Source organism: Heyndrickxia coagulans DSM 1 = ATCC 7050, assembly GCF_000290615.1.
GTDB lineage: Bacteria > Bacillota > Bacilli > Bacillales > Bacillaceae_C > Weizmannia > Weizmannia coagulans.
In genome coordinates, this window is the sequence record NZ_ALAS01000219.1 from 1 (window position 1) to 19568 (window position 19568).

The following is a 19568-nucleotide window of genomic DNA, read 5'->3' on the forward strand; positions in this document are numbered from 1 at the left end:
TAGAGCTGACGGCTCTTTTTTAAAATATCTCCCGCCAAAATAAATGTCAAAACCCCTTGCGATAGCGACATTAGGCATGGCTGCGAACATCATTCATGGGTTCATCCACCCCGATTTCGGCTATATTTATGATCCGGACGGGGAAGATTTGTTGCATGCTCTCCTTGAAACATTAGCAATCGCGGTTTTAGGGACATTTATCTCGGCAGTTCTATGCGTGCCGTTTGCGTTTTGGGCAGCGCGGAATATGAGCAAGTATTATGTCGTTTCCACGCTTGGAAAAGTGGTTTTAAGCAGTATTCGCGTATTTCCGGAGCTGATTATGGCACTTTTGTTTATTAAATCGGTCGGGCTTGGCGCTTTTGCCGGGATACTGGCACTTGGTTTCCATTCGATCGGGATGCTTGGAAAACTGTTCGGAGAGTCGATTGAAAATATGAATTTTTCTGCCAGAGAGGCGCTGATCGCATCGGGTGCAAACCGGATCCAGGTGCTGTGGTTTGCAATTCTGCCGGAAGTCATGCCAGCTTTTATGTCATACACGCTGTACCGGTTTGAAATTAGCGTACGGTCGGCGGCAATTTTGGGAATTGTCGGTGCCGGCGGAATCGGTGCACCGCTGATTTTTGCTTTAAACGGCCACTCATGGGACCGGGTTGGAATTATTCTTTGGGGTATTATTATAATGGTTACGATAATCGACTATATTTCCGGATCGATCCGCAAGCGTTTGATATAACAAGCGGTTTTTTCGATAAACATGGACTGTTCAATTAGGATAATAGATAAAAGAAAAGGCTGCCTGCAGTGCTTTATTAACGCCCTGCAGGCAGCCTTTTCATGCGTTTTCGTGCTTATTTTCCGATTTTCTGGACTTTTTCGCTGTATTCTCGAACAGTATCGAAGTTCGCATCGGATGATTTTTTATAGCCGACATGTGTGTAAATATCTTTGATGATTTTTTGACCTTTTGGATCATTTCCAATTTTGATAAAAGCGTCAGTGACCTTGTCTTTCCACTTTTTAGACATATCCGGCCGTACACTAATCGTGTCATTTGGAATTTTCTCCGTCAAGAATAAGTAATGCGTTGTTTTATAAATATTCGGGTACTCTTTTTCAACAATATTACGGGCATCGACAAAGACGGCAGCAGCATCAACGTCACCCGACATCAGCGCCTGCACGCCTTTGTCATGGCCCTGCAGTTGGACGCCGGTTACATCTTTTTGCGCATCGACACCGGCTTTTTTCATTTCAACGGCCGGCCATACATACCCCGCAGAAGATGTTGGTGACTGCCAGCCAATCTTTTTACCTTTTAAATCTTTGATGCTTTTAATGTTAGAATCATTTTTAACAAGCATGCCGGAATAATAGTAATCCACTTTTTCCGAAGTGGGTTTTCCGGTTTTCGGATCCACCCCGTAGCGGAGCGCCTGTAATAAGACATCTGCATAGTGTTTTTTATGGGCAAGCACATAATCCGTTGGCGGCAGGAATCCGATATCCAGCTGCTTCGAACCCAATGCTTCCACAATACTGTTGTAATCCGTTGTCACTGTTACGGTGACCGGAATGCCGAGTTCTTTTGACAATAGTTTCCCCAGCGGTTTAGCTTTCGCTTCCAATGTTTCGGCATTCTGGGAAGGCACAAAGCCGATTTTCAGTTCTTTAGGTGTATAGGAACTGCTGCTGGAGTGGCTGCTATTCCCTGATTTTTCCCCGCTACTCCCGCAACCGGCAGCCAAGGAGGAAGTCAGTCCTAAAACGACAAACAGTGCAAGAAACTTTTTCAGCATACATTTACCCCCAATTTTATCATGATGGATTCACCTTCACTTCCAGTTTCTATTATATACTACATGGAAAACAAAATAAACGAAATTTTAATTGTTTATAAATGTTTTAACAACGTAGAAAAAATGGGGATTTTTGAACAGACATGGAAAATGTAAAAGAAAAAAGCTACAATGTGGATAATGAGATGTCGAAAAGAAAGGAAATAGGGATGAAAACATTTGAGCTGGTGATACTTGAAACAAGCGATATTCATGGAAATATTCTGCCGATCAATTATGGAACAAATGAGGAAGCGGCTGTTGGGTTGGCAAAAATCTCCACTTTGGTCAAAACAGAACGCGCACGGCAAAAGCACGTGCTGCTTCTTGATAATGGAGACCTTATTCAAGGGACGCCGCTAACCTACTATTATGCAAGGATTGATTCAGAAGGGCCTAACCCGATGGTGCTTGCTGCCAATGCATTGCAGTACGATGCAGCCGTGCCGGGAAATCATGAGTTTAATTATGGGCAAGCGCTGCTCCTGGGGGCGGTGAAGGAATCCCATTTCCCGTGGCTGTCCGCCAATATTTTAAACGAGCAGACGAAAATGCCTTATTTTGGGCGCCCCTATATCATAAAAAAATTCGCGGAAGGATTGAAAGTGGCCGTACTGGGATTGACTACTCCTTATATCCCAAACTGGGAGCAGCCGCAGCATATCAGCGGGATGTTGTTTGCTGACCCTGTTGAAACGGCAAAACAGTGGGTGAAATTTTTGCGCGAAAAAGAACAGGCAGATATCGTCATCCTCTCTTACCACGGCGGATTTGAACGGGATTTGGACAGCGGCGAACCGACAGAAGACTTGACAGGTGAAAATCAGGGTTACCAGCTGTGCCAGAAAGTATCCGGAATCGATGTGCTTTTGACCGGTCATCAGCACCGGATGATCGCTGGAAAAGCAATCAACGGGGTGACGGTGGTACAGCCAGGCAATAACGGCAGGGCGGTAGGAAAAGTTGTATTGCAATTGGAAAAACAACAGGGACACTGGCGCTGTGTTCAGAAGACATCAGAACTTTTGTTTGTTGAAACAGTAAAAGCCGACCCTGCGATTATTTCTCTTGCCAAACCATATGAAGAGGCGACACAGGCCTGGCTTGACCAGCCAATCGGTAAAATTGAAGGGGATATGCTCGTGCATAACCCGATGGAAGTCCGCTTGAAAGATCATCCCCTGATTGAATTTATGAATCGCGTGCAAATGGAAGCGACCGGGGCAGACATATCATGCACAGCACTATTTGATAACCAGTCGCCAGGCTTTCCTGAAAACGTGACAATGCGGGATGTTGTTTCCAACTACATTTATCCGAATACCTTTAAGGTTATCCGAATTACCGGAGCAGATATAAAAGCGGCACTTGAGCGTTCGGCTAGCTATTTTAAGACTAGTAACGGCGGGACAATCGAAGTCAACCCCGCTTTTTCGAACCCAAAACCACAGCATTATAATTATGATATGTGGGAGGGCATCGACTATGTGATCGATCTGTCAAAACCAGTCGGCAAACGGGTTGTTAAACTCAAATACAAAGGAAAGCCCGTTGATCCGGCCGCCGAATATGATGTCGTGATGAATAACTACCGGGCCGGCGGTGGCGGTGATTATTTGATGTTCAAGGGTAAGCCTGTTGTAAAAGATGTGCAAATCGACGCGGCCGAACTGATCGCCAACTACATTTTAGAACGGAAAGTGATTCGGGCAACGGTGGATCACAATTGGAAAGTGATTTTTTAAAGAAAGTGTATGTCACATGGCCAAAATGGTAAAGCCCAATGCGATGCGGCTGCTTGATGACCATAAATGCCCATACGGCTGTCACTTTCAATTCCACTAATGGACTGTGTCGTGACTTTTCTCAGAAACGCGGTAGCCAAAAGCCCACAAAAAGAGTATCGGGAAATACCCGGCATAGTCCGACGTGATATAAAAGTAGATGGCTGAAACTTTTTACACTTTTTGCGATTTTGATTATAATAGGCTTTGTACATATTGGGACGAGGAGGGAATGCCAGTGGCAAAGTTAGATGAGACATTGTCCATGTTGAAAGATTTAACCGATGCAAAAGGGATTGCCGGCAATGAAGCAGAAGTGCGTGCCGTTGTCAAAAAATATATAGAGCCCTATGCCGATGAACTCGACACAGACGGCCTCGGCAGCTTAATTGCGAAGAAAACGGGGCAGGCGGACGGTCCGAAGATTATGATCGCCGGCCATATGGATGAAGTTGGGTTCATGGTGACGCAAATTGATGAGTCAGGCTTTCTGCGCTTCCAAACGATCGGCGGCTGGTGGTCACAGGTGATGCTTGCCCAACGCGTTACGGTTGTAACAGATAAAGGTGATGTGACAGGTGTGATCGGATCAAAGCCACCACATATTTTATCACCGGATGCACGCAAAAAATCGTACGAAATCAAGGATATGTTCATTGATATTGGTGCCACAAGCCGGGAAGAAGCGCTTGAATGGGGCGTAAAACCGGGCGACATGGTGGTACCTTACTTTGAATTTACGGTTATGAAAAATGAAAAAATGCTGCTTGCCAAAGCCTGGGATAACCGGATCGGCTGTGCAGTTGTCATTGATGTGCTAAAAAATCTGCATAAAGAAAACCATCCAAACATCGTTTACGGCGTAACAAATGTCCAGGAAGAAGTGGGCTTGCGCGGTGCGAAAACGGCAGCCAGCAAAGTGAAACCGGATATTGCCTTTGCACTTGATGTCGGGATTGCCGGGGACACACCGGGAATCTCCGAAAAAGAAGCGCTTAGCAAAATGGGCAAAGGTCCGCAAATCGTGATTTACGACGCTTCAATGGTGGCGCATAAAGGCTTGCGCGATACGGTTGTGAAAGTTGCTGAAGAGTTAAATATCCCGTATCAGTTTGAATCGATTCCGGGCGGCGGAACAGACGCCGGCTCCATTCACTTAACAGGCAGCGGCATTCCATCTCTTGCCATCACGATTGCAACACGCTATATCCACTCGCACGCCGGTATCTTGCACCGTGATGATTACGAAAATACTGTTAAACTAATAACAGAAGTGATCAAACGTCTCGACCGCAAAACAGTAAACCATATTATTTTTGACTAAAATCATAAAAAATTCCGGGCACTTTTTGATGTCCGGATTTTTTTATGAATAAAGTTTTCCGATAGTCCACCAAAAAGCCCTTTATGCAAAAATTTGCCACCAAGTATTCTCTTCTTTTGTCCGCCTTTCATATCCTCTTATTGGTGTCTCATGGGGAAGATGATGGATGGCCGCCACCATCTGAATATCCTGGTTTTAGTAAGTGAAGAAAGGGAAATAAGTAACCAAGTTAGCCTAAAAGACCTAATTTTTGAAAAAATATTGAAACGAGAAGCTGGTTGATAGAAAATAGTGGAAAAATAAATTTAACCAGGAAATCAAAAATTGGGAGGGCGGCACGATGATCACGTATGAAGATGAACTAAAACAAGAAGCAAGAAAAGAAGGAAGAGAAGAAGGAAAAATAGAAATCACCCGAAACCTCATTAAACTTGGGGCATCCCTTGATTTTATCAAAAAGGCAACAGGCTTTTCTGAAAAAAAGGTCCTTGAAATAAAAGAGAAGCTGGAAAAGAAATAAGGTCTGATGGCTTTGAAATAGGAGGGCGGCACGATGATCACGTATGAAGATGAACTAAAACAAGAAGCAAGAGAAGAAGGGAGAAAAGAAGGACTACAAGAAGGTAAACGAGAAGGAAGACAAGAAGGGAAAATCGAGATCACCCGAAATCTCATTAAACTTGGGATGCCACTAGATTTTACCAAAAAGGCAACTGGCTTTTCTGAAAAAAAGATCCTTGAAATAAAGGAGAAGCTGGAAAAGGAATAAGGGCTGATGGCTTTGAAATGGGAGGGCGGCATGATAATAACGTATGCGGATGGACTAAGAAAAGAAGGGAAACGAACATGAACCGACTGTGCGTAAAGATGTAAATTTCCAATTTCACTTATATATGAATAAAGAAAAACACCATCCAATAGGATGACGTTTTTCTCACGCTTCCGTATACTCTGTTTCGTGGCAGTTCGGGCATGGAGGGAGCCTGTCCTTATCTTCATCGAGCGTAATCTGTTCCCCGCAGTTTTTGCATTTATACTCGCCTTTTCCCGGTGTTTCACCTGTATGTGGCATCGGCCATGCTCCTTTCGTTTCGTGTTGTCATTTGAATACCCGCGCGAAAAAGTTTCTAAACATCGGCCGTCATACGCGTGCAAAACCGCCCGTTCGCTACAGAGCTTCATCAAAACGTCCCGCCACGGGTTTTCCACCGAGTCATAATCCCACTGGCTGCCTGGAATCCTGCAATCGAACACAAAATCTGGCTATCTGCCATTTGGGAAGCGCCTTCAATTGCTTGCAGGAATCCTGTGACCGAAGACAAAACACCCCGCCGCGAAATGTCCGCAGCGGGGTTCCTGATTAAGGCACCATCCAGGAAAGGATGTTGGATTGCAGGAAGGTGAGCAGGCAAATGATGAAAAGCAAAAACATACTGTGCTTGACTGTGAATCTCAGCAGTTGTGCTTCCCTGCCGATCAGCCCGGTTGCAGCGCAGGCAACGGCAATCGACTGCGGGGAAATCATTTTTCCCGTGACACCCCCGGATGAATTGGCCGCAATGGCAAGCAGCGGATTCATGCCGACCGACTGGGCCGAAACTTGCTGGAGCGTGCCGAACAAAACATTGGATGAAGTGTCCGAGCCGGTAATGAAAACGCCGAGCCAGCCGAGTACCGGTGAGAAAAACGGAAACAATGCGGCTGTTTTGGCGAGCGCCAATGCCAATGTTGTAATCATGCCGGAAGCGTTCATGACATACGCAAAGCCGACAATGAACAAGATGGTAAGAATCGGAAACTTCAATTCTTTTAACGTTTCAAAGAATGCGGCAAACCATGCTTTCCATGAAATTTTTAAAAGAAACTTCGTGACAATGGCTGCGATAAAAATCGCTGTGCCTGCAGTGCCAAGCAGATCCAGCTTATACATGGCCGCGATCGGGGTGTGTGCGCCGTTGATAATATGATTGTTTAAAAATGGCACATTCCCGCTGAACGAAGCCGCCCCGCCGATCGGGTTTAGAGCCTTTAATACCGGGTTCGCCCCGGCATACTGCCCGGTGAGCGCAAGTTTGATCTGCGGGATGCCCCAGATGGTGATCAAAACCGTCAGGACAATAAACGGCGACCATGCTTTTGCAATTTGCCCGCCTGTATTGGAAACATGCGGCGTTTCGAGCGCGGCAGCAGCCTCTTCATGCTCAAAATAGAAAATGTTTTTCGGCTTCCAAAATTTCAGGAAGACGGCAAGGACAACCAAAGATACGAGTGCCGATAAAACGTCCGGCAGTTCCGGCCCCAGGAAATTGGAAGCGAAGAACTGTGTCAAGGCAAAGGACAAGCCTGATACAATAAGCGCCGGCAGCACTTCCATTGCTTTTTTAAAGCCTGCCATGACAATGATGAGATATAGCGGGATGAACATGGAAATAAGCGGCAATTGCCGTCCGATCATTTTTGAAATTTCCAGCGCAGAAACGCCGGTCGGCCCTGCCATCGCAATGACAGGGGATCCGATTGCGCCAAATGCTACCGGTGCAGTGTTGGCCAATAAGCAGATGCCGGCTGCATAAAGCGGGTTGAATCCGAGACCGACAAGCAGCGCAGCGGTAATCGCAACCGGTGCGCCAAACCCGGCACAGCCTTCCAAAAAAGCGCCGAATGAAAACGCAATCAATAAAGCTTGCAATCTTCTGTCTTCCGTGATCGATACGACTGAGTTGCGGATCACATCAAACTGGCCGGTTTTGACCGTCAATTTATATAAGAACACAGAATTGATAATGATCCAGGCAATCGGCAGAATCCCATACACAATCCCCTGGCTGGCCGACATAACCGGCAGTACGGCCGGCATTCTGTAAACGAATACAGAAATCAGCAGCGCAATCACCAGTGTGGCAAGGCTTGCAAAATGTGCCGCCATTTTTTTTATGGCGAGTGCCCAGAAGAAAAACAGAATCGGAAAGGCAGCAATCAGTGCGGATAAAAACAAATGCCCCTTAAGCGGAATAAAATTTTGTACGTACTCCAACAATCTACACTCCTTTTTGAAAAATTTTCTCCAATCCATCCCAATTGCAATTTTTAAGGTCATTAGATGAAATAGTCATCAGATGATAAGGCTTACATGTTAAAAAGTATAAGTATAATGAAAAGAAAAAACAACTCTTTTTTTAAATTTTTGTTTGCTATTTTTCCGGATTGCTGGTATTCATAAAATATAGAAAAGGGATAAGAGGAGAAAACATGAAGTATAAAAAAATTAAACCTGCAAAAATTTATGAACAAGTGGCAAATGAATTGATAGAGATGATCCAAAACGGGGAGCTTAAGCCCGGGGATAAGCTCGATCCGGTGCCGCTTCTGGCGGAAAAGTTTTCAGTGGGGAGATCGGCTATAAGAGAAGCGCTAACATCACTAAGGGCGCTCGGCTATATTGAATTAAAACAGGGCGAGGGGACATTTGTCCGCAACTTTGATGCAAGCGGCATTTCGTATCCCATTTCGCAGGCAGTACTGATGAACCAGGAAGATGTGGCAAACCTGCTTGAAGTCCGGAAGATTCTCGAAGCCGGAGCAGCAGCCGCGGCCGCTGTCAAACGGACTGAAGCTGATCTGGAAAGTATAAGCCAGGCGCTCGCAGATATGAAGCGGGCGACGGGAAACGAAGAACTCGGTGAAAAAGCAGATCTTGCCTTTCATCTTGCCATTGTCCGGGCTGTACAAAATCCGATTCTTACCGGGTTGATGAACCAGGTCGCCGAGACGATGGAGGATGCAATGAAAGAAACGCGCAGAATGCTTCTTTTTTCTGATCCTTCCACAATGGGCGCCTTGTACGAACAACATGAAAGAATCAGGGTAGCCATCGAAGAAAAGGACAGCGAAAAAGCGCGCAAGGCCATGATCGGCCATTTGCAGTTTGTGGAAAGCAGCCTGCAGGATTTTCTGCGTTAACCAATCTGTTTTCATGAACGCAATCGTCCGCAGAGTATGTGCTTTGGGACAGTACGGCTCCTTTGAGAAACCTGGGAATGAGAGGAAATTTAAAGCCTGTTCCGCTTTGAAATATTTTTCAAGCGGGACAGGCTTTTGTATTGCGCCGATCCGTACGGCTTCGGGCTTTCGATGACAGGGTAATGCCAAAACAGAACAGCGGGAAGCATTCTCCGCTATTGTTCCGGCATTTGTTGGCTGCTGGGGTATCCGGCCTGGGTGGTCTTGTATTCTTTTCCCGTTTCATTTTTTATGTCACTTTCCTCCGCGCTTTCCCATATACATAGGGTATAGGCAATTTTTCAGAAATGGAAAGCGGGGTGCGGCGGCGATGAAGCAAATGTTTTCAGCGTTGAGCGGCAAGATTAAAGAAAATGCGATTGATGTGTATATGGATAGTATCAATCCGGCTGTCCGGGATCCGGTATTTTTCAGCGTCGGCATGCCAAATGGCAGCATGATCCCGAAAAAAGAACTGCAGCGCATCATGAATGAAATCTTTGAGGCGGATCCGGCACGCCTGTATGAGTATTGTAGTGCAAAAGGGTTTGGTCCGTATGTGGATGCCATCTCCAAAAAGGAAAATATTCCTGAAGCTTATGTCATGGCGACAAACGGCAATACGCAGGGGGTTGACCTTGTCTGCAGAATGCTGCTGGATGAAGGGGACAGTTTTGCAATGGAAATGTACACGTATTCCATTGCCTTTTCGGCGATGCACCAGTACCGGCTCAAGGCGGCCGGCATTCCGCTTGAACAAGATGGTCTGGATGTTGATTTTCTTGAAAAAACATTGCAAACAAGAAGATTGAAAGCGCTTTATATTATTCCGAATGCCCAAAACCCGACCGGCGTCACGACCTCTCTCGAAAAACGGAAAAAACTCATTGAACTCGCTTACCAGTACCATTTTATCATTATAGAAGATGATCCGTACCGTGATCTGCTGTTTCACAGCCGCCCTCCTTCCTTGTTCGAACTCGATCCCTTAAAAGAAAGAACCATATACCTGTACAGTTTTTCAAAAGTCATGGCACCCGCGATGCGGACCGGCTTTATTCTCGCACACCCGGTATTTCTGAAAAAACTCGAACAGTTTAAGCAGGTAACAGACGCCTGCACATCGCCGATAAACCAGATGCTGGCGGGAAAACTCATTTCTTCCGGAAACTGGCCACAGATCCTTGCAAAACAAAAACACTTTTATGAAAAACGGAAAGACTGGACAAAACGGTTTTTACAGCATATGCATGAAACGGAGCAATGGGAAGGGGCTGAACCTGCCGGCGGGCTGTTTTACTGGATTGATGTTAAAAAAGGCGGTGTGGCGGAATGGATGAAAATGGCGGCACAGGACGGCGCCGTATTTGTGCCGGGTGATGCCTTTACGCTTGAGCGCGGGCCAAACACAAAAATCCGCCTTTGTTTCGCCTACTGCAGTGATGAGGAAATGAAAAAAGGGTTTGCCCGTCTGGAAGAAAGTTTCAAAAAGTGGAAGAAAACAAGCGCTTAGCGGGGAGGATCCGCTAAAGGGATTTCCGGGCGTGTGAAAATTCCAGGCTGCCATGTTCTCCGGGATTACACTGGCTGTTTGTCAATCGTATATTGGAATTTTTTCGCGTTCTTTAAAAAGAGGGGGGCGTCTCCCTTTCACCCGGCATTCCAATCTCCCGTGTATTCCGAAATGCTTCATGGACAGGCGTTTTGGAGCGCTTTACGTCCGGGCGGCGTTCCTTAAAATACCAGTAAAGCTGTTGGTTTTCGCAAGCTCTTTACTGTTCTTCAAAAGGCCGGCGCAACGGGAGGAAGAAACCGGTGATTCGGTTTCTTACCCACTCCGCTGCTATTTGCGGGTGGTAATTCTTTTCAAACCGCCAGCCGCGCACAAACACGGTATAGGAAAGGTCGTTCCGTTTGTAAAAGCGCATCTTTTTTCTGCCGGCTTCCCGTTTAACCTGGGCGAGGCAGGATGAAATTTGCAAAAGCATTTGGTCTGTTGCAAAAAGATAAGGCTCTTTAAATTTTAACAGGCTTGCCCGGATCGCTCTCTGGTCCCGTTCCAGCGTCCTTTTGGCAAGCGGCAGAAGGATAAATGCCTCGATCAGTTTTTCTTCTTCCTCGGTTAAGATTTGCGGCATACGGATCACCTGTTTCCATTATATAAACAAACGCATGTTCCGGTCAATCGTTACTTGGTTTTCGAAAAATGGATTGTTATAATAATGTTCACCATATACGCCAAAATGATAACAAAGCGAATTTCGATCATCTTGATAAAAAAGGGAAATGAAGAAATGAATGACAAAGACGGAGATTTTGCGAAAGGCTGTCTGATTGGCATTGGATTGTCCATTCCGGTGTGGGCATTTGTAATATGGGTTTTGTTCAAGCTGTTTTGAGCGTTTCCGTTTTCCACGGGCCGCTTTTGTAAAAGCACTCCGGACGGGGCAGGTACCGGCGGCTGATGCAAGCTTGTAAGGTTGTTTGCCTTTTAGCACACGTTCCCCGTAAAAGGGACAGGTATCTCTCCAACTGGTGCGGGCGCCAATGTTTTTTGTTTATTCCGTGCACCTGCCGGGTATTTTTACAACAAACAGGCAGTGATGCTTGCTTGAGGAGCATCAATCTAGCCGGGAGGAGGCACCAAATGGATTACAACAAGGACAAAAAAGGCGACTCACCGGAACAACAGGAAAAACAGCATCATCACAAAGACATAGAGCCGGAAAGATCTCCGGTAAAACCGCAAGAAAAACAAAAATAAAAATTGAAAAGGGCAGGCCCCGGGCAATGGGGCCTGTCCTCATTGTTCCATATTGGTAACCATGTTATGGACTTTGTCGCGTTCTGCCTGGCTGACATTGAGGTAGTAGATGCCATCAATGGTCGCGCTTGAGCCTTTTACTTCATAGTCTGTCGTATTTTGGCGGCAGTCGCGGTAGTTCATCGCAATGTTTTTCATATCATCAAGCGTCAGGTTTGTTTTGATGTTGTTCTGGATCGCAGCCAGGATTTCCTGATAGCGTGAGAAAGACTGGATTGTCGACGCTTTGTTAATGACGGCCATAATGACGTCACGCTGGCGCTGGTTGCGGCCAAAGTCGCCCTGAGGGTCAAGGTGGCGCATTCTCACATAACCAAGCGCTTTTTTGCCGGTATCCAATGTGATGTTCCCTTTGGCGTAATAATAGCCTTTTTTATAATATCCTTCGTCATGCCAGCTGATTTTGTTGTGGACGGTTACACCGCCAACAGCGTCAACAAGGTCAGCCAGTCCTTCCATGTTTATGCGTATGTACTGGTCAAGATTTAAATCGGCAAATTTGTTTACTGTATCCAGTGCCATTTTTGGCCCGCCATAAGCGTAAGCCGCATTTATCTTATTCAATGTCCCCTTGCCCACGATTTCTGTCCTCGTATCACGCGGAATGGAAATCATCTGCATGGCTTTTTTTTGCGGGTTCAGGGTAAGAATAATGACCGTATCGGATCTTCCTACATCTCCGGCCCGTTCATCCACACCGAGTAAAAGAATGGAGATGGGTTTTTCGCTTTTAATTTTTTCCGTATTCTTCTCGGATGGTTTCACGGATTTGCTGTCATACATTTTGTCTGCGGCATTTTGGACTGAATGGTAGACGTAATAGGCGAACCCTCCGCCTCCGATCACGATGATCGCTAAGAGAATCCCGAGTGTGATAAATATCTTCTTCTTCATTTTTTCGACCCTTTTCTTCAAATTTTTTTTCTAATCTAATCGCTATCATATCATGGTTTTTCCAAATTGTTAATGGGAATTTTTCGTTTATGCAACGGCCCGGAAATCAATCTGTATTGCTTAAGGCTTCCGATTCCGGTATGATAATGGCACGATATGAGACAGATTTGGCCAGAGGGGGACGCTTGTGAGAGAGCTTTTGAGAAACCGGTTTGTCCGGATGGTGTTTGTATCCGCGTTGTTTTTGCAGGTGGGCATTTGGGTGCAGAATTTTGCCGTCCTGTTGTTTGTGACAGAAAAAACAAACGGGAACCCGTTTGCCGTTTCCATGATTTCAGTGGCGGAGTTTCTGCCCATTTTCATTTTTAGTTTTATCGGCGGGACATTTGCGGACCGCTGGCAGCCGAAGAAAACAATGGTTTGGTGTGATTTGCTGAGTGCCGTATCCATTTTTGGCGTCATCGGCGCGCTTGTTTTTGGCTCGTGGCAGTCCGTCTTTTTTGCAACACTGATTTCCTCGATTTTATCGCAGTTTTCGCAACCGTCCGGGATGAAACTGTTTAAAATGCATTTGGAGGAACGCCTGATCCAGCAGGCAATGGCCGTTTACCAGACCATTTTTGCTGTTTTCATGATTTTTGGCCCGGTGGTCGGCACGTTTTCCTATGAAAGGTTTGGAATAGATTATTCTATTTTGATAACCGGTCTCGCTTTTCTGTTTTCCGCCGCCAGTTTGTCATTTATCCCGCAAGACCAGGCAATTGAAAAGAAGGAAAAATTGTCGAATATTTTCCAGGAAATGAAGAGCGGTGTTCGCTATGTATTATCTAAAAAGGAATTGCGGCTGTTGGGACTTGGTTTTCTGGCGGCCGGGCTTGGCGTCGGTTTTATCCAGCCAATGAACATTTTCCTCGTAACGGACCGCCTCGGCCTGCCGAAAGAGAACCTGCAATGGCTTGTGATGGTGAATGGCATTGGGATGATTACAGGCGGCGCTTTTTCCATGGCCCTTTCAAAATCCGCTTCACCGCAAAAAATGCTGTTCACCGGTATGCTTGCAAATGCCATCGGGCTTGCGGTAATCGGTGCTTCGACTGCGCTCTGGCTGACGCTTGCCGCCGAACTCGTTTCGGGCTTTTTCATGCCGAGCATCCAGATCGGCATCAACACCCTGATCCTGCAAAATACAGAATCCGATTTTATCGGCAGGGTGAACGGCATTTTGAGCCCGCTTTTCACTGGTTCCATGGTGGTGACCATGAGCCTTGCGGGGGCATTGAAGGAATGGTTTTCGATCACTGCTGTTTTCGAACTTGCTGCGTTGTTTTTCATCATCGGGCTGTTCTTTGTTTTTCCAATGTTGAAAACAGGTGTGCCGGGGAATGCAGAATCGGAGGGAAAATAGCAGCATGTCCCAATTTTCATGTGGGGGAACTGCTCACGAATGTTCGCGTTCTGCTCGAAGTGTACCATCTATAGCGTGGATTTTGCGGAAATGGAGCATGCAGGCGGCAGGTATGCGGGAAAAAGCGGGGAGATTGTGGCTCGCGCTGCTTTGTGGAATATGAACAACGGCAAACCGGAAAATGATCCATCCGGCAAAAGGGAGGGGCTTGTACATAAGCCCCTCCCTTTCAGATTCCCTTCATCCGTTCCGGCAGGTTTTGGATCGATTCAATCACCGCATCAAGCTTGGCCTCAATCCGGTACAGCAAAAAGACGGTGACGGCGACCGGAAATCCGACTTCACTGATGAGCGACACCATTTCATGCATTTCTCCTCTCCCCCTGTAAAATCAAGAGCCCCCGTTCCGGAACGGGAACCGGGGGCAAAAGATTACGCCAGCGTATATTCCGTAATGTTTTGCTCAATAAGGCGTGCGCCTTTCACGCTGGAGAGCGCCATGCCGGATGAACTGACCAGCACGCCCGAGCCGAGCATCTGGGCCATGGCGTTTTTCACTTTCACCGTATCGATGGGTTCTGCCGGCTCATCGACTGCAACCCTCACTGTTTTATTGTCCTGCGTCAAAAACTGAAGTTCCAAAGTTTTCATCTACCCATTCCCCCTTTTTTTATTTTCACGCACTGATGTCGTTCAAGTCAGTGCGCGTCACACGGACCAGCGCTTTTTGCTGCAGCGAAGCGTATGCCTCTGCAAATTGCCGGATGGCATCGGGTGTTGCCGACACGGCCACATTGGCAAACGACTTCGCTTTGGTCACCGGTTTTCCATTTTCATTCACCCCGTTATCAAAGATTAATGAAATGCGGGAATTTGTTAAATTGACTTGTGCCATTCCCGCTCACCCCCTTTCACTCCTTATATAGCGGCTGAACAGAAAAAAGGGTACTATTCTTTTGTTGAAAAGATAGAAATAGGGATGGCAATGCAGGAGCGGCAGGACAATCGTTCCGGCAAATTACCGCTTCGGTCAAACAAAACAAACAAACGGCATTAATCGTCCAAAACCATGTGGCAGAACTTGTTAAAATTGTAAAAGAAATCGAAACAGCCAGCGCCGGGGTCGCAGCGGAGGCCGAAAAACTCCACAATGCAGCGGGAATATGAAACTTCCCGCTGCTTTTTAGTGGAAATGGTAAGGGTTGTGCAGGCCAGTCCCATACTTTTGTTGCTGCAGAAGAATCCACTCATCGACATTGCAGCCAGGCAAATTTGGGTAAAACTTGTAAAAAAACCTCTCTCATTTTCAGCCAACATTCGGACGGCTGTGCTAGAATGGAAGAAACAACTTTTCAAAAGGGCCGGGTTGCCCGGACAAAGGTACAGGAGGAATTTCATTGAGAATGTTCAGGCGGGCATTATCTTTGCCTATTATTCTATCGCTATTGTTTATACTCCCGGCCGGGGTATTCGGCGCAGGCGGAAGCGCGTCGGCCCAGGACTATTATAAGCTTGTCAGCAACGAGTCTGTCTCGAGCCTTTTGACAGAGCCGACCGGCACTTTCAAGATTGCGAACCTGGCACCGCTCCGCCAAAAGTTCAAAAGCAGTGTTTACCGGATTGATTACCAGAAGCCATTTGATCTATTAAAATATTTAAGCCTGCGGAAGTATTCCATCCGCATGGAAATGAAAAAAACCCGCCCTCCCCGGGTAGGTGATACGAAAAAATTCTGGGTGTCCAATCTTGCCAGCAATAAAGATTACCAAGTAAGCGCCAAGCTTTTATACAGCGGGCCGCATGCGGATGTCTGGGTATACAACAACCAGCTGAACGGCGCCCAGGCTGCACAGCTTGGAAAAGAATTTGACAACCGTATTTATGCGCTCGATACGAGATATTTCGGCATGCCGTCCGATGTTGATGGTAATGGGAAAGTGAATATTCTTTGTTATGACATCCAGGACGGGTTTGACGGCTCGGGCGGATATGTAGCCGGCTATTTTTACCCGCTTGACCTTTTTGATGCCGACACTTCCAACAAGTCGGAAATCTTTTATATTGACACATACCCGCTTATGGGGACGGGGACATCCAAAAATGTAACCGAAGCGTATTCGACGCTCGCCCATGAGTTTCAGCATATGATCTCTTTTAACCAGAAAGTGTTCATCCAGCATCATTGGGATACGTTTGATACATGGATTGACGAAGGGATGTCCATGGCCGCAGAGCAAATCTATACCGGCAAACCGCTTTCCGACCGGATTGATGACTATAACAATGATGCTTCCATTACAAACGGCCACTCGCTTCTCTACTGGGATGACAGCGGGGATGTGCTTGCCAATTATTCCTTGTCCTATTTGTTTATGGAGTATTTGAAAATCCAATGCGGACAAGGCGATGCCATTTTCAAAAAAATCATGGATGATCCGAATACAAATGAAAAAGCTATCCAGGATGTGATCCAAAAATACATTGACCCGAACCTGACTTTCGGGCAGTTTATGACCGATTTCCGGGCCGCACTCGTGTTAAAGCAGACAAACGGATTATACGGATTTAAAGGGAGTGCCGCGTTCAAACCGCTCCGAATTAAAACTTACAACGGCAGTTCACTGAAATTAAAAGGCGGCGGGGCGGTTGTGAAAAAGCTGTCTTCGGCAAGCCGCTTCTCCGTTCCGTCCGGAAAAGGGCGGGATGTGACGTACACGCTGCTGTCCGGAAGTATCGGCGGCAAGGCACAGCAGCCGAAAACACCTAAAGTATGGACTGTCGGCGATAATAGCACATCCATTTCCGGCAGCGCTGACCCGGGCATCGAAGTGGCCATTATGAAGAACGGAAAAATACTTGCACGCGGAACGGCAGACGGGAAAGGATATTTTAAAGTTCCGGTTTCAAAGCAAAAAGCCGGAACAGTCCTCTATGTCTACACAGAGGCCGGTTTAAAAAGCAGCAAAGTGAAAGTAACGGTAAAAGACAAAACGGCACCGGGCATGCCGACTGCCGGCAATGTCACAACGAAGTCCACACATGTTGCGGGTAAAGCGGAAAAATCAGTAGTTGTCTATGTATACCGCGGCAGCAAACAGATCGGCAAAGCCACAGCAAATGCCAGGGGCGCATACAGTGTGAGAATCAGCAAACAGAAAAAAGGCACAAAGCTTTCCATTTTTGCGAAAGACAGAGCCGGAAACAAAAGCAAAACAAGAATGGTTACGGTAAGGTGAGGGAAATAAAAGTTTTGCTTGGCCCGAAGAAGTGCACAGCGATTGAAAAACTTGATGCTTGCACAATTGGATGATTGATTGATGAATGGTAAGTTTTTATAGGAATACGAAAAAACGGCAGCTCATCAGCTGCCGTTTTTTCAATCAGTCACCGCCGTATCCGGTATATTCACGGTCAGGCGTGTGATGGAAAAGATGGTGCAAATATTTATGGAAGAACCATTCGCCGGCTGCAATTACGATGCTTGAAGCCAGCGCCGCCCATAACAGATTGTCCATGTCCGGGGCGAGTGATCGTCCCATCAGCCACACAACAAGGTACGCCAGAACAAAGTCCGCGACAGTCGCCATGATATTTCTTTGCGTATCTTCCTCGCGTTCATTTTCCCGCTTGAAAATCATCAAATCTCCCAGGACATATGCAAGAATGGTCAGCACTACACTGGTGGCGATCATATCGCCAAACGGCATGTTGAAGATGGCGGATAAAATGATGCCCAACACAACTGCGACCATAATAAATTTCACCACTAACGCCTTTGCATGTTCCATAACGGTCCCTCCTTTTGGTGTTTGTACTATATCATTACCCGCTCTTACAGCCGTTAATCGGGAAATGAAAGCATTCGGTACAGAAAATCTTTCCAATTGCACTTTTAATGCCAGGTTCTTAAAATCTAAAACCTCTGCAAACAGCCTTTTGCTTACCGCAGTATTGGCAAATGCGATAAACAAAAAGGTATACTTAAAAGCTTGGTGCCATGTTTTATTGAAATAGCGGCAGTCATGTTAATGGGGAGAAAGCGGAAAAATGATCCTGATTCCATTTTTCCGTTGCTTTATTTTTTCCAGTAATGATTTCCGTTGCGCTAAGGAAAGAGTTTGGGTTAAAGTGAAACCGTTTCCATATTAATATGGAGTTAAGGTAAGCAGCTGATAAAAAGAAGCATCAAGCAGTGATTAAGGATACATCCAGATTGATTTACGATTTGTGTTTCAACAGCAAGGACCAATTCTTTGTATTATGCAACAAAAAGGATAAAAAACACAATTTTCAAGTTAAGGGTGATGACGTTGAACATAGAAGAAATCAGCTTTCAAATTATCCTAAATGGCGGAAATGCCCGAAGCTTAGCTGCGGAGTCCATCAACCATGCGAAAGCAGGCGAGTTTGCATTAGCTGAGCAAAAAATTGAAGAAGCCAATGAAGCCATGACAATCGCTCATCGTTTTCAAACAAACCTTATAAAGGGGGAAGCAAGCGGGGAAAAATTAGAAATCAGTATATTGCTTATACACGCACAGGATCATTTAATGAATGCCATGACAGTGATTGACCTGGCAAAAGAAATCATTGAACTTTATAAAAAAACAAATGAACTTGAATGCCGAAAGTGCTAACAAATTGCCAAGCTTGCTGTTTGAAAAATGTATGATTGGCGGCACAAGCGGGCCATTAAAAGCAATGGAACTCTTTCATTTATTGATAAGCAAGTTTAAATAACAAAAAAACCAATTGGAGGCATTTATTATGAAAAAAGCATTAATTATTTGTGCAGCAGGCATGTCCTCTTCTTTAATGGCGAAGAAGACAACGGAATTTTTTAAATCAATAGGCAAGGAGATTGAAGTGGATGCCGTTTCAGCAAATGAAGGCAATAAGATGATTGAAAAAGGGGGCTTTGATTTATATTTAGTCAGCCCACAAACAAAGATGTATTTTCAAAAGCTTAAGGAAGCCGGTGAACGTGTAGGAAAGCCAGTTGTAAATATTCCGCCGCAAGCCTATATTCCGATTCCAATGGGTGTTGAAAAATTAGGGAACTTAATCCTGCAAGAGCTGCCAAATGATTGATTTGTTTATGTAATTAAAATGTGGGTCTTCGCTATTTACAATATATTCATCAGGCAATGCCAAATTTTATAAATAGACGGAAGGAAGGTGGTCATCAGCAAGATACCCGTTAAGAAGTCTTTTGGATTGGAGGTAATGGATGATAGCTTAAGTTATCACAAATAGCGGGGAGCCAGATTTTTAATAAATGAGGGATTTTTATGAATGACGTAGAAAAAGCATTATTTGAAAAAAATCAAAAAAACCAGATGCTTAAATCGATGTACTATAACCGGTATTTGCTTGTCAGATATGTTACCGCAATATTCTTTTTTACAAGAGCCCTTGCCAAAATGCTATATCCCCTGAAACTGTAAGCAGTCAGACAATTAAAGGTCGTTGATTTATTCCACTAAAGAAAAAAGAC

General features: G+C 45.6%; 20 protein-coding genes. 11 read left to right on the forward strand and 9 right to left on the reverse strand.

The genetic code is table 11. The annotated features are described in order from the left end of the window. The first annotated feature begins 76 nt into the window (after positions 1-76). Positions 77-739 carry a phosphonate ABC transporter, permease protein PhnE gene (gene phnE / locus IC21_RS12065; RefSeq protein WP_029142612.1) on the forward strand — a complete coding sequence of 221 codons (663 nt, stop codon included), beginning with the start codon at positions 77-79 and terminating at the stop codon, positions 737-739. Between the two features lie 115 nt (positions 740-854). Here the strand turns inward: phnE and IC21_RS12070 are convergent, their stop codons facing one another. Then, entirely contained in the window at positions 855-1802 is a 948-nt protein-coding gene (locus IC21_RS12070) for a phosphate/phosphite/phosphonate ABC transporter substrate-binding protein (RefSeq protein WP_029142613.1), read from the reverse strand. Positions 1803-2011: 209 nt separating this feature from the next. On the opposite strand from IC21_RS12070, the gene IC21_RS12075 reads away from it, so the two are divergent. From IC21_RS12075 to IC21_RS12090, 4 genes are all read left to right on the forward strand, one after another. Beyond that, a complete protein-coding gene (locus tag IC21_RS12075; protein ID WP_483868379.1) occupies positions 2012-3586 on the forward strand; it encodes a bifunctional metallophosphatase/5'-nucleotidase in 1575 nt (524 codons plus the stop codon). A 277-nt stretch (positions 3587-3863) separates the two neighbouring features. Next, complete coding sequence (locus IC21_RS12080) at positions 3864-4949, forward strand: M42 family metallopeptidase (protein WP_026104662.1); 1086 nt, start codon at positions 3864-3866, stop codon at positions 4947-4949. 340 nt (positions 4950-5289) lie between these two features. After that, on the forward strand, positions 5290-5469 hold the full coding sequence (locus IC21_RS12085; RefSeq protein ID WP_029142615.1) for a hypothetical protein: 180 nt from the start codon (positions 5290-5292) through the stop codon (positions 5467-5469). Between the two features lie 33 nt (positions 5470-5502). Beyond that, entirely contained in the window at positions 5503-5718 is a 216-nt protein-coding gene (locus IC21_RS12090; RefSeq protein ID WP_019722148.1) for an RpnC/YadD family protein, read from the forward strand. Between the two features lie 165 nt (positions 5719-5883). Here the strand turns inward: IC21_RS12090 and IC21_RS12095 are convergent, their stop codons facing one another. Further along, positions 5884-6021, reverse strand: coding sequence for a zinc ribbon-containing protein (locus IC21_RS12095; protein WP_014096075.1), 138 nt, complete (start codon positions 6019-6021; stop codon positions 5884-5886). Between the two features lie 288 nt (positions 6022-6309). Beyond that, positions 6310-7983: an L-lactate permease gene (locus tag IC21_RS12100; protein WP_029142616.1), complete on the reverse strand. Its 1674-nt coding sequence runs from the start codon at positions 7981-7983 to the stop codon at positions 6310-6312. A 215-nt stretch (positions 7984-8198) separates the two neighbouring features. Here IC21_RS12100 and IC21_RS12105 point away from each other — a divergent pair, with 215 nt between their 5' ends. Together IC21_RS12105 and IC21_RS12110 are read left to right on the forward strand one after the other, a co-directional pair. Further along, on the forward strand, positions 8199-8909 hold the full coding sequence (locus IC21_RS12105; protein ID WP_029142617.1) for a FadR/GntR family transcriptional regulator: 711 nt from the start codon (positions 8199-8201) through the stop codon (positions 8907-8909). Between the two features lie 370 nt (positions 8910-9279). Continuing rightward, entirely contained in the window at positions 9280-10461 is a 1182-nt protein-coding gene (locus IC21_RS12110; protein WP_029142618.1) for an aminotransferase-like domain-containing protein, read from the forward strand. A gap of 259 nt (positions 10462-10720) precedes the next feature. Here IC21_RS12110 and IC21_RS12115 read toward each other — a convergent pair whose 3' ends face one another. Then, positions 10721-11086, reverse strand: a complete 366-nt coding sequence (locus tag IC21_RS12115; RefSeq protein ID WP_013858433.1) for a YhjD family protein — start codon at positions 11084-11086, stop codon at positions 10721-10723. A 665-nt stretch (positions 11087-11751) separates the two neighbouring features. Next, complete coding sequence (locus IC21_RS12125) at positions 11752-12666, reverse strand: LCP family glycopolymer transferase (protein ID WP_029142619.1); 915 nt, start codon at positions 12664-12666, stop codon at positions 11752-11754. Positions 12667-12853: 187 nt separating this feature from the next. On the opposite strand from IC21_RS12125, the gene IC21_RS12130 reads away from it, so the two are divergent. Then, a complete protein-coding gene (locus IC21_RS12130; protein ID WP_029142620.1) occupies positions 12854-14071 on the forward strand; it encodes an MFS transporter in 1218 nt (405 codons plus the stop codon). Positions 14072-14300: 229 nt separating this feature from the next. Here the strand turns inward: IC21_RS12130 and IC21_RS12140 are convergent, their stop codons facing one another. The 3 genes from IC21_RS12140 to IC21_RS12150 all read right to left on the reverse strand — a co-directional run bounded on the left by IC21_RS12140 (position 14301) and on the right by IC21_RS12150 (position 14966). Beyond that, positions 14301-14441, reverse strand: coding sequence for a YvrJ family protein (locus tag IC21_RS12140; protein ID WP_013858438.1), 141 nt, complete (start codon positions 14439-14441; stop codon positions 14301-14303). 62 nt (positions 14442-14503) lie between these two features. Beyond that, positions 14504-14722, reverse strand: a complete 219-nt coding sequence (locus IC21_RS12145) for a DUF2922 domain-containing protein (RefSeq protein WP_013858439.1) — start codon at positions 14720-14722, stop codon at positions 14504-14506. A gap of 25 nt (positions 14723-14747) precedes the next feature. After that, complete coding sequence (locus tag IC21_RS12150; RefSeq protein ID WP_013858440.1) at positions 14748-14966, reverse strand: DUF1659 domain-containing protein; 219 nt, start codon at positions 14964-14966, stop codon at positions 14748-14750. 508 nt (positions 14967-15474) lie between these two features. On the opposite strand from IC21_RS12150, the gene IC21_RS12155 reads away from it, so the two are divergent. Further along, entirely contained in the window at positions 15475-17307 is a 1833-nt protein-coding gene (locus IC21_RS12155; protein ID WP_234969582.1) for an Ig-like domain-containing protein, read from the forward strand. A 144-nt stretch (positions 17308-17451) separates the two neighbouring features. Here IC21_RS12155 and IC21_RS12160 read toward each other — a convergent pair whose 3' ends face one another. Then, positions 17452-17859, reverse strand: coding sequence for a YndM family protein (locus IC21_RS12160; RefSeq protein WP_013858443.1), 408 nt, complete (start codon positions 17857-17859; stop codon positions 17452-17454). A gap of 516 nt (positions 17860-18375) precedes the next feature. Between IC21_RS12160 and IC21_RS12165 the strand changes: the two genes are divergently transcribed. Both IC21_RS12165 and IC21_RS12170 read left to right on the forward strand, forming a co-directional pair. Then, positions 18376-18708, forward strand: coding sequence for a PTS lactose/cellobiose transporter subunit IIA (locus IC21_RS12165; RefSeq protein WP_013858444.1), 333 nt, complete (start codon positions 18376-18378; stop codon positions 18706-18708). Between the two features lie 130 nt (positions 18709-18838). Next, positions 18839-19162 carry a PTS cellobiose transporter subunit IIB gene (locus tag IC21_RS12170; protein WP_013858446.1) on the forward strand — a complete coding sequence of 108 codons (324 nt, stop codon included), beginning with the start codon at positions 18839-18841 and terminating at the stop codon, positions 19160-19162. Positions 19163-19568 lie beyond the last annotated feature (406 nt).

Coding starts and splice junctions, on each gene's coding strand:
- IC21_RS12105 (WP_029142617.1), top strand. CDS start 8,199: ATGAAGTATAAAAAAATTAAACCTGCAAAAATTTATGAACAAGTGGCA.
- IC21_RS12165 (WP_013858444.1), top strand. CDS start 18,376: ATGACGTTGAACATAGAAGAAATCAGCTTTCAAATTATCCTAAATGGC.
- phnE (WP_029142612.1), top strand. CDS start 77: ATGGCTGCGAACATCATTCATGGGTTCATCCACCCCGATTTCGGCTAT.
- IC21_RS12145 (WP_013858439.1), bottom strand. CDS start 14,722: ATGAAAACTTTGGAACTTCAGTTTTTGACGCAGGACAATAAAACAGTG.
- IC21_RS12095 (WP_014096075.1), bottom strand. CDS start 6,021: ATGCCACATACAGGTGAAACACCGGGAAAAGGCGAGTATAAATGCAAA.
- IC21_RS12070 (WP_029142613.1), bottom strand. CDS start 1,802: ATGCTGAAAAAGTTTCTTGCACTGTTTGTCGTTTTAGGACTGACTTCC.
- IC21_RS12125 (WP_029142619.1), bottom strand. CDS start 12,666: ATGAAGAAGAAGATATTTATCACACTCGGGATTCTCTTAGCGATCATC.
- IC21_RS12110 (WP_029142618.1), top strand. CDS start 9,280: ATGAAGCAAATGTTTTCAGCGTTGAGCGGCAAGATTAAAGAAAATGCG.
- IC21_RS12155 (WP_234969582.1), top strand. CDS start 15,475: ATGTTCAGGCGGGCATTATCTTTGCCTATTATTCTATCGCTATTGTTT.
- IC21_RS12115 (WP_013858433.1), bottom strand. CDS start 11,086: ATGCCGCAAATCTTAACCGAGGAAGAAGAAAAACTGATCGAGGCATTT.
- IC21_RS12150 (WP_013858440.1), bottom strand. CDS start 14,966: ATGGCACAAGTCAATTTAACAAATTCCCGCATTTCATTAATCTTTGAT.
- IC21_RS12085 (WP_029142615.1), top strand. CDS start 5,290: ATGATCACGTATGAAGATGAACTAAAACAAGAAGCAAGAAAAGAAGGA.
- IC21_RS12075 (WP_483868379.1), top strand. CDS start 2,012: ATGAAAACATTTGAGCTGGTGATACTTGAAACAAGCGATATTCATGGA.
- IC21_RS12160 (WP_013858443.1), bottom strand. CDS start 17,859: ATGGAACATGCAAAGGCGTTAGTGGTGAAATTTATTATGGTCGCAGTT.
- IC21_RS12140 (WP_013858438.1), bottom strand. CDS start 14,441: ATGCATGAAATGGTGTCGCTCATCAGTGAAGTCGGATTTCCGGTCGCC.
- IC21_RS12170 (WP_013858446.1), top strand. CDS start 18,839: ATGAAAAAAGCATTAATTATTTGTGCAGCAGGCATGTCCTCTTCTTTA.
- IC21_RS12090 (WP_019722148.1), top strand. CDS start 5,503: ATGATCACGTATGAAGATGAACTAAAACAAGAAGCAAGAGAAGAAGGG.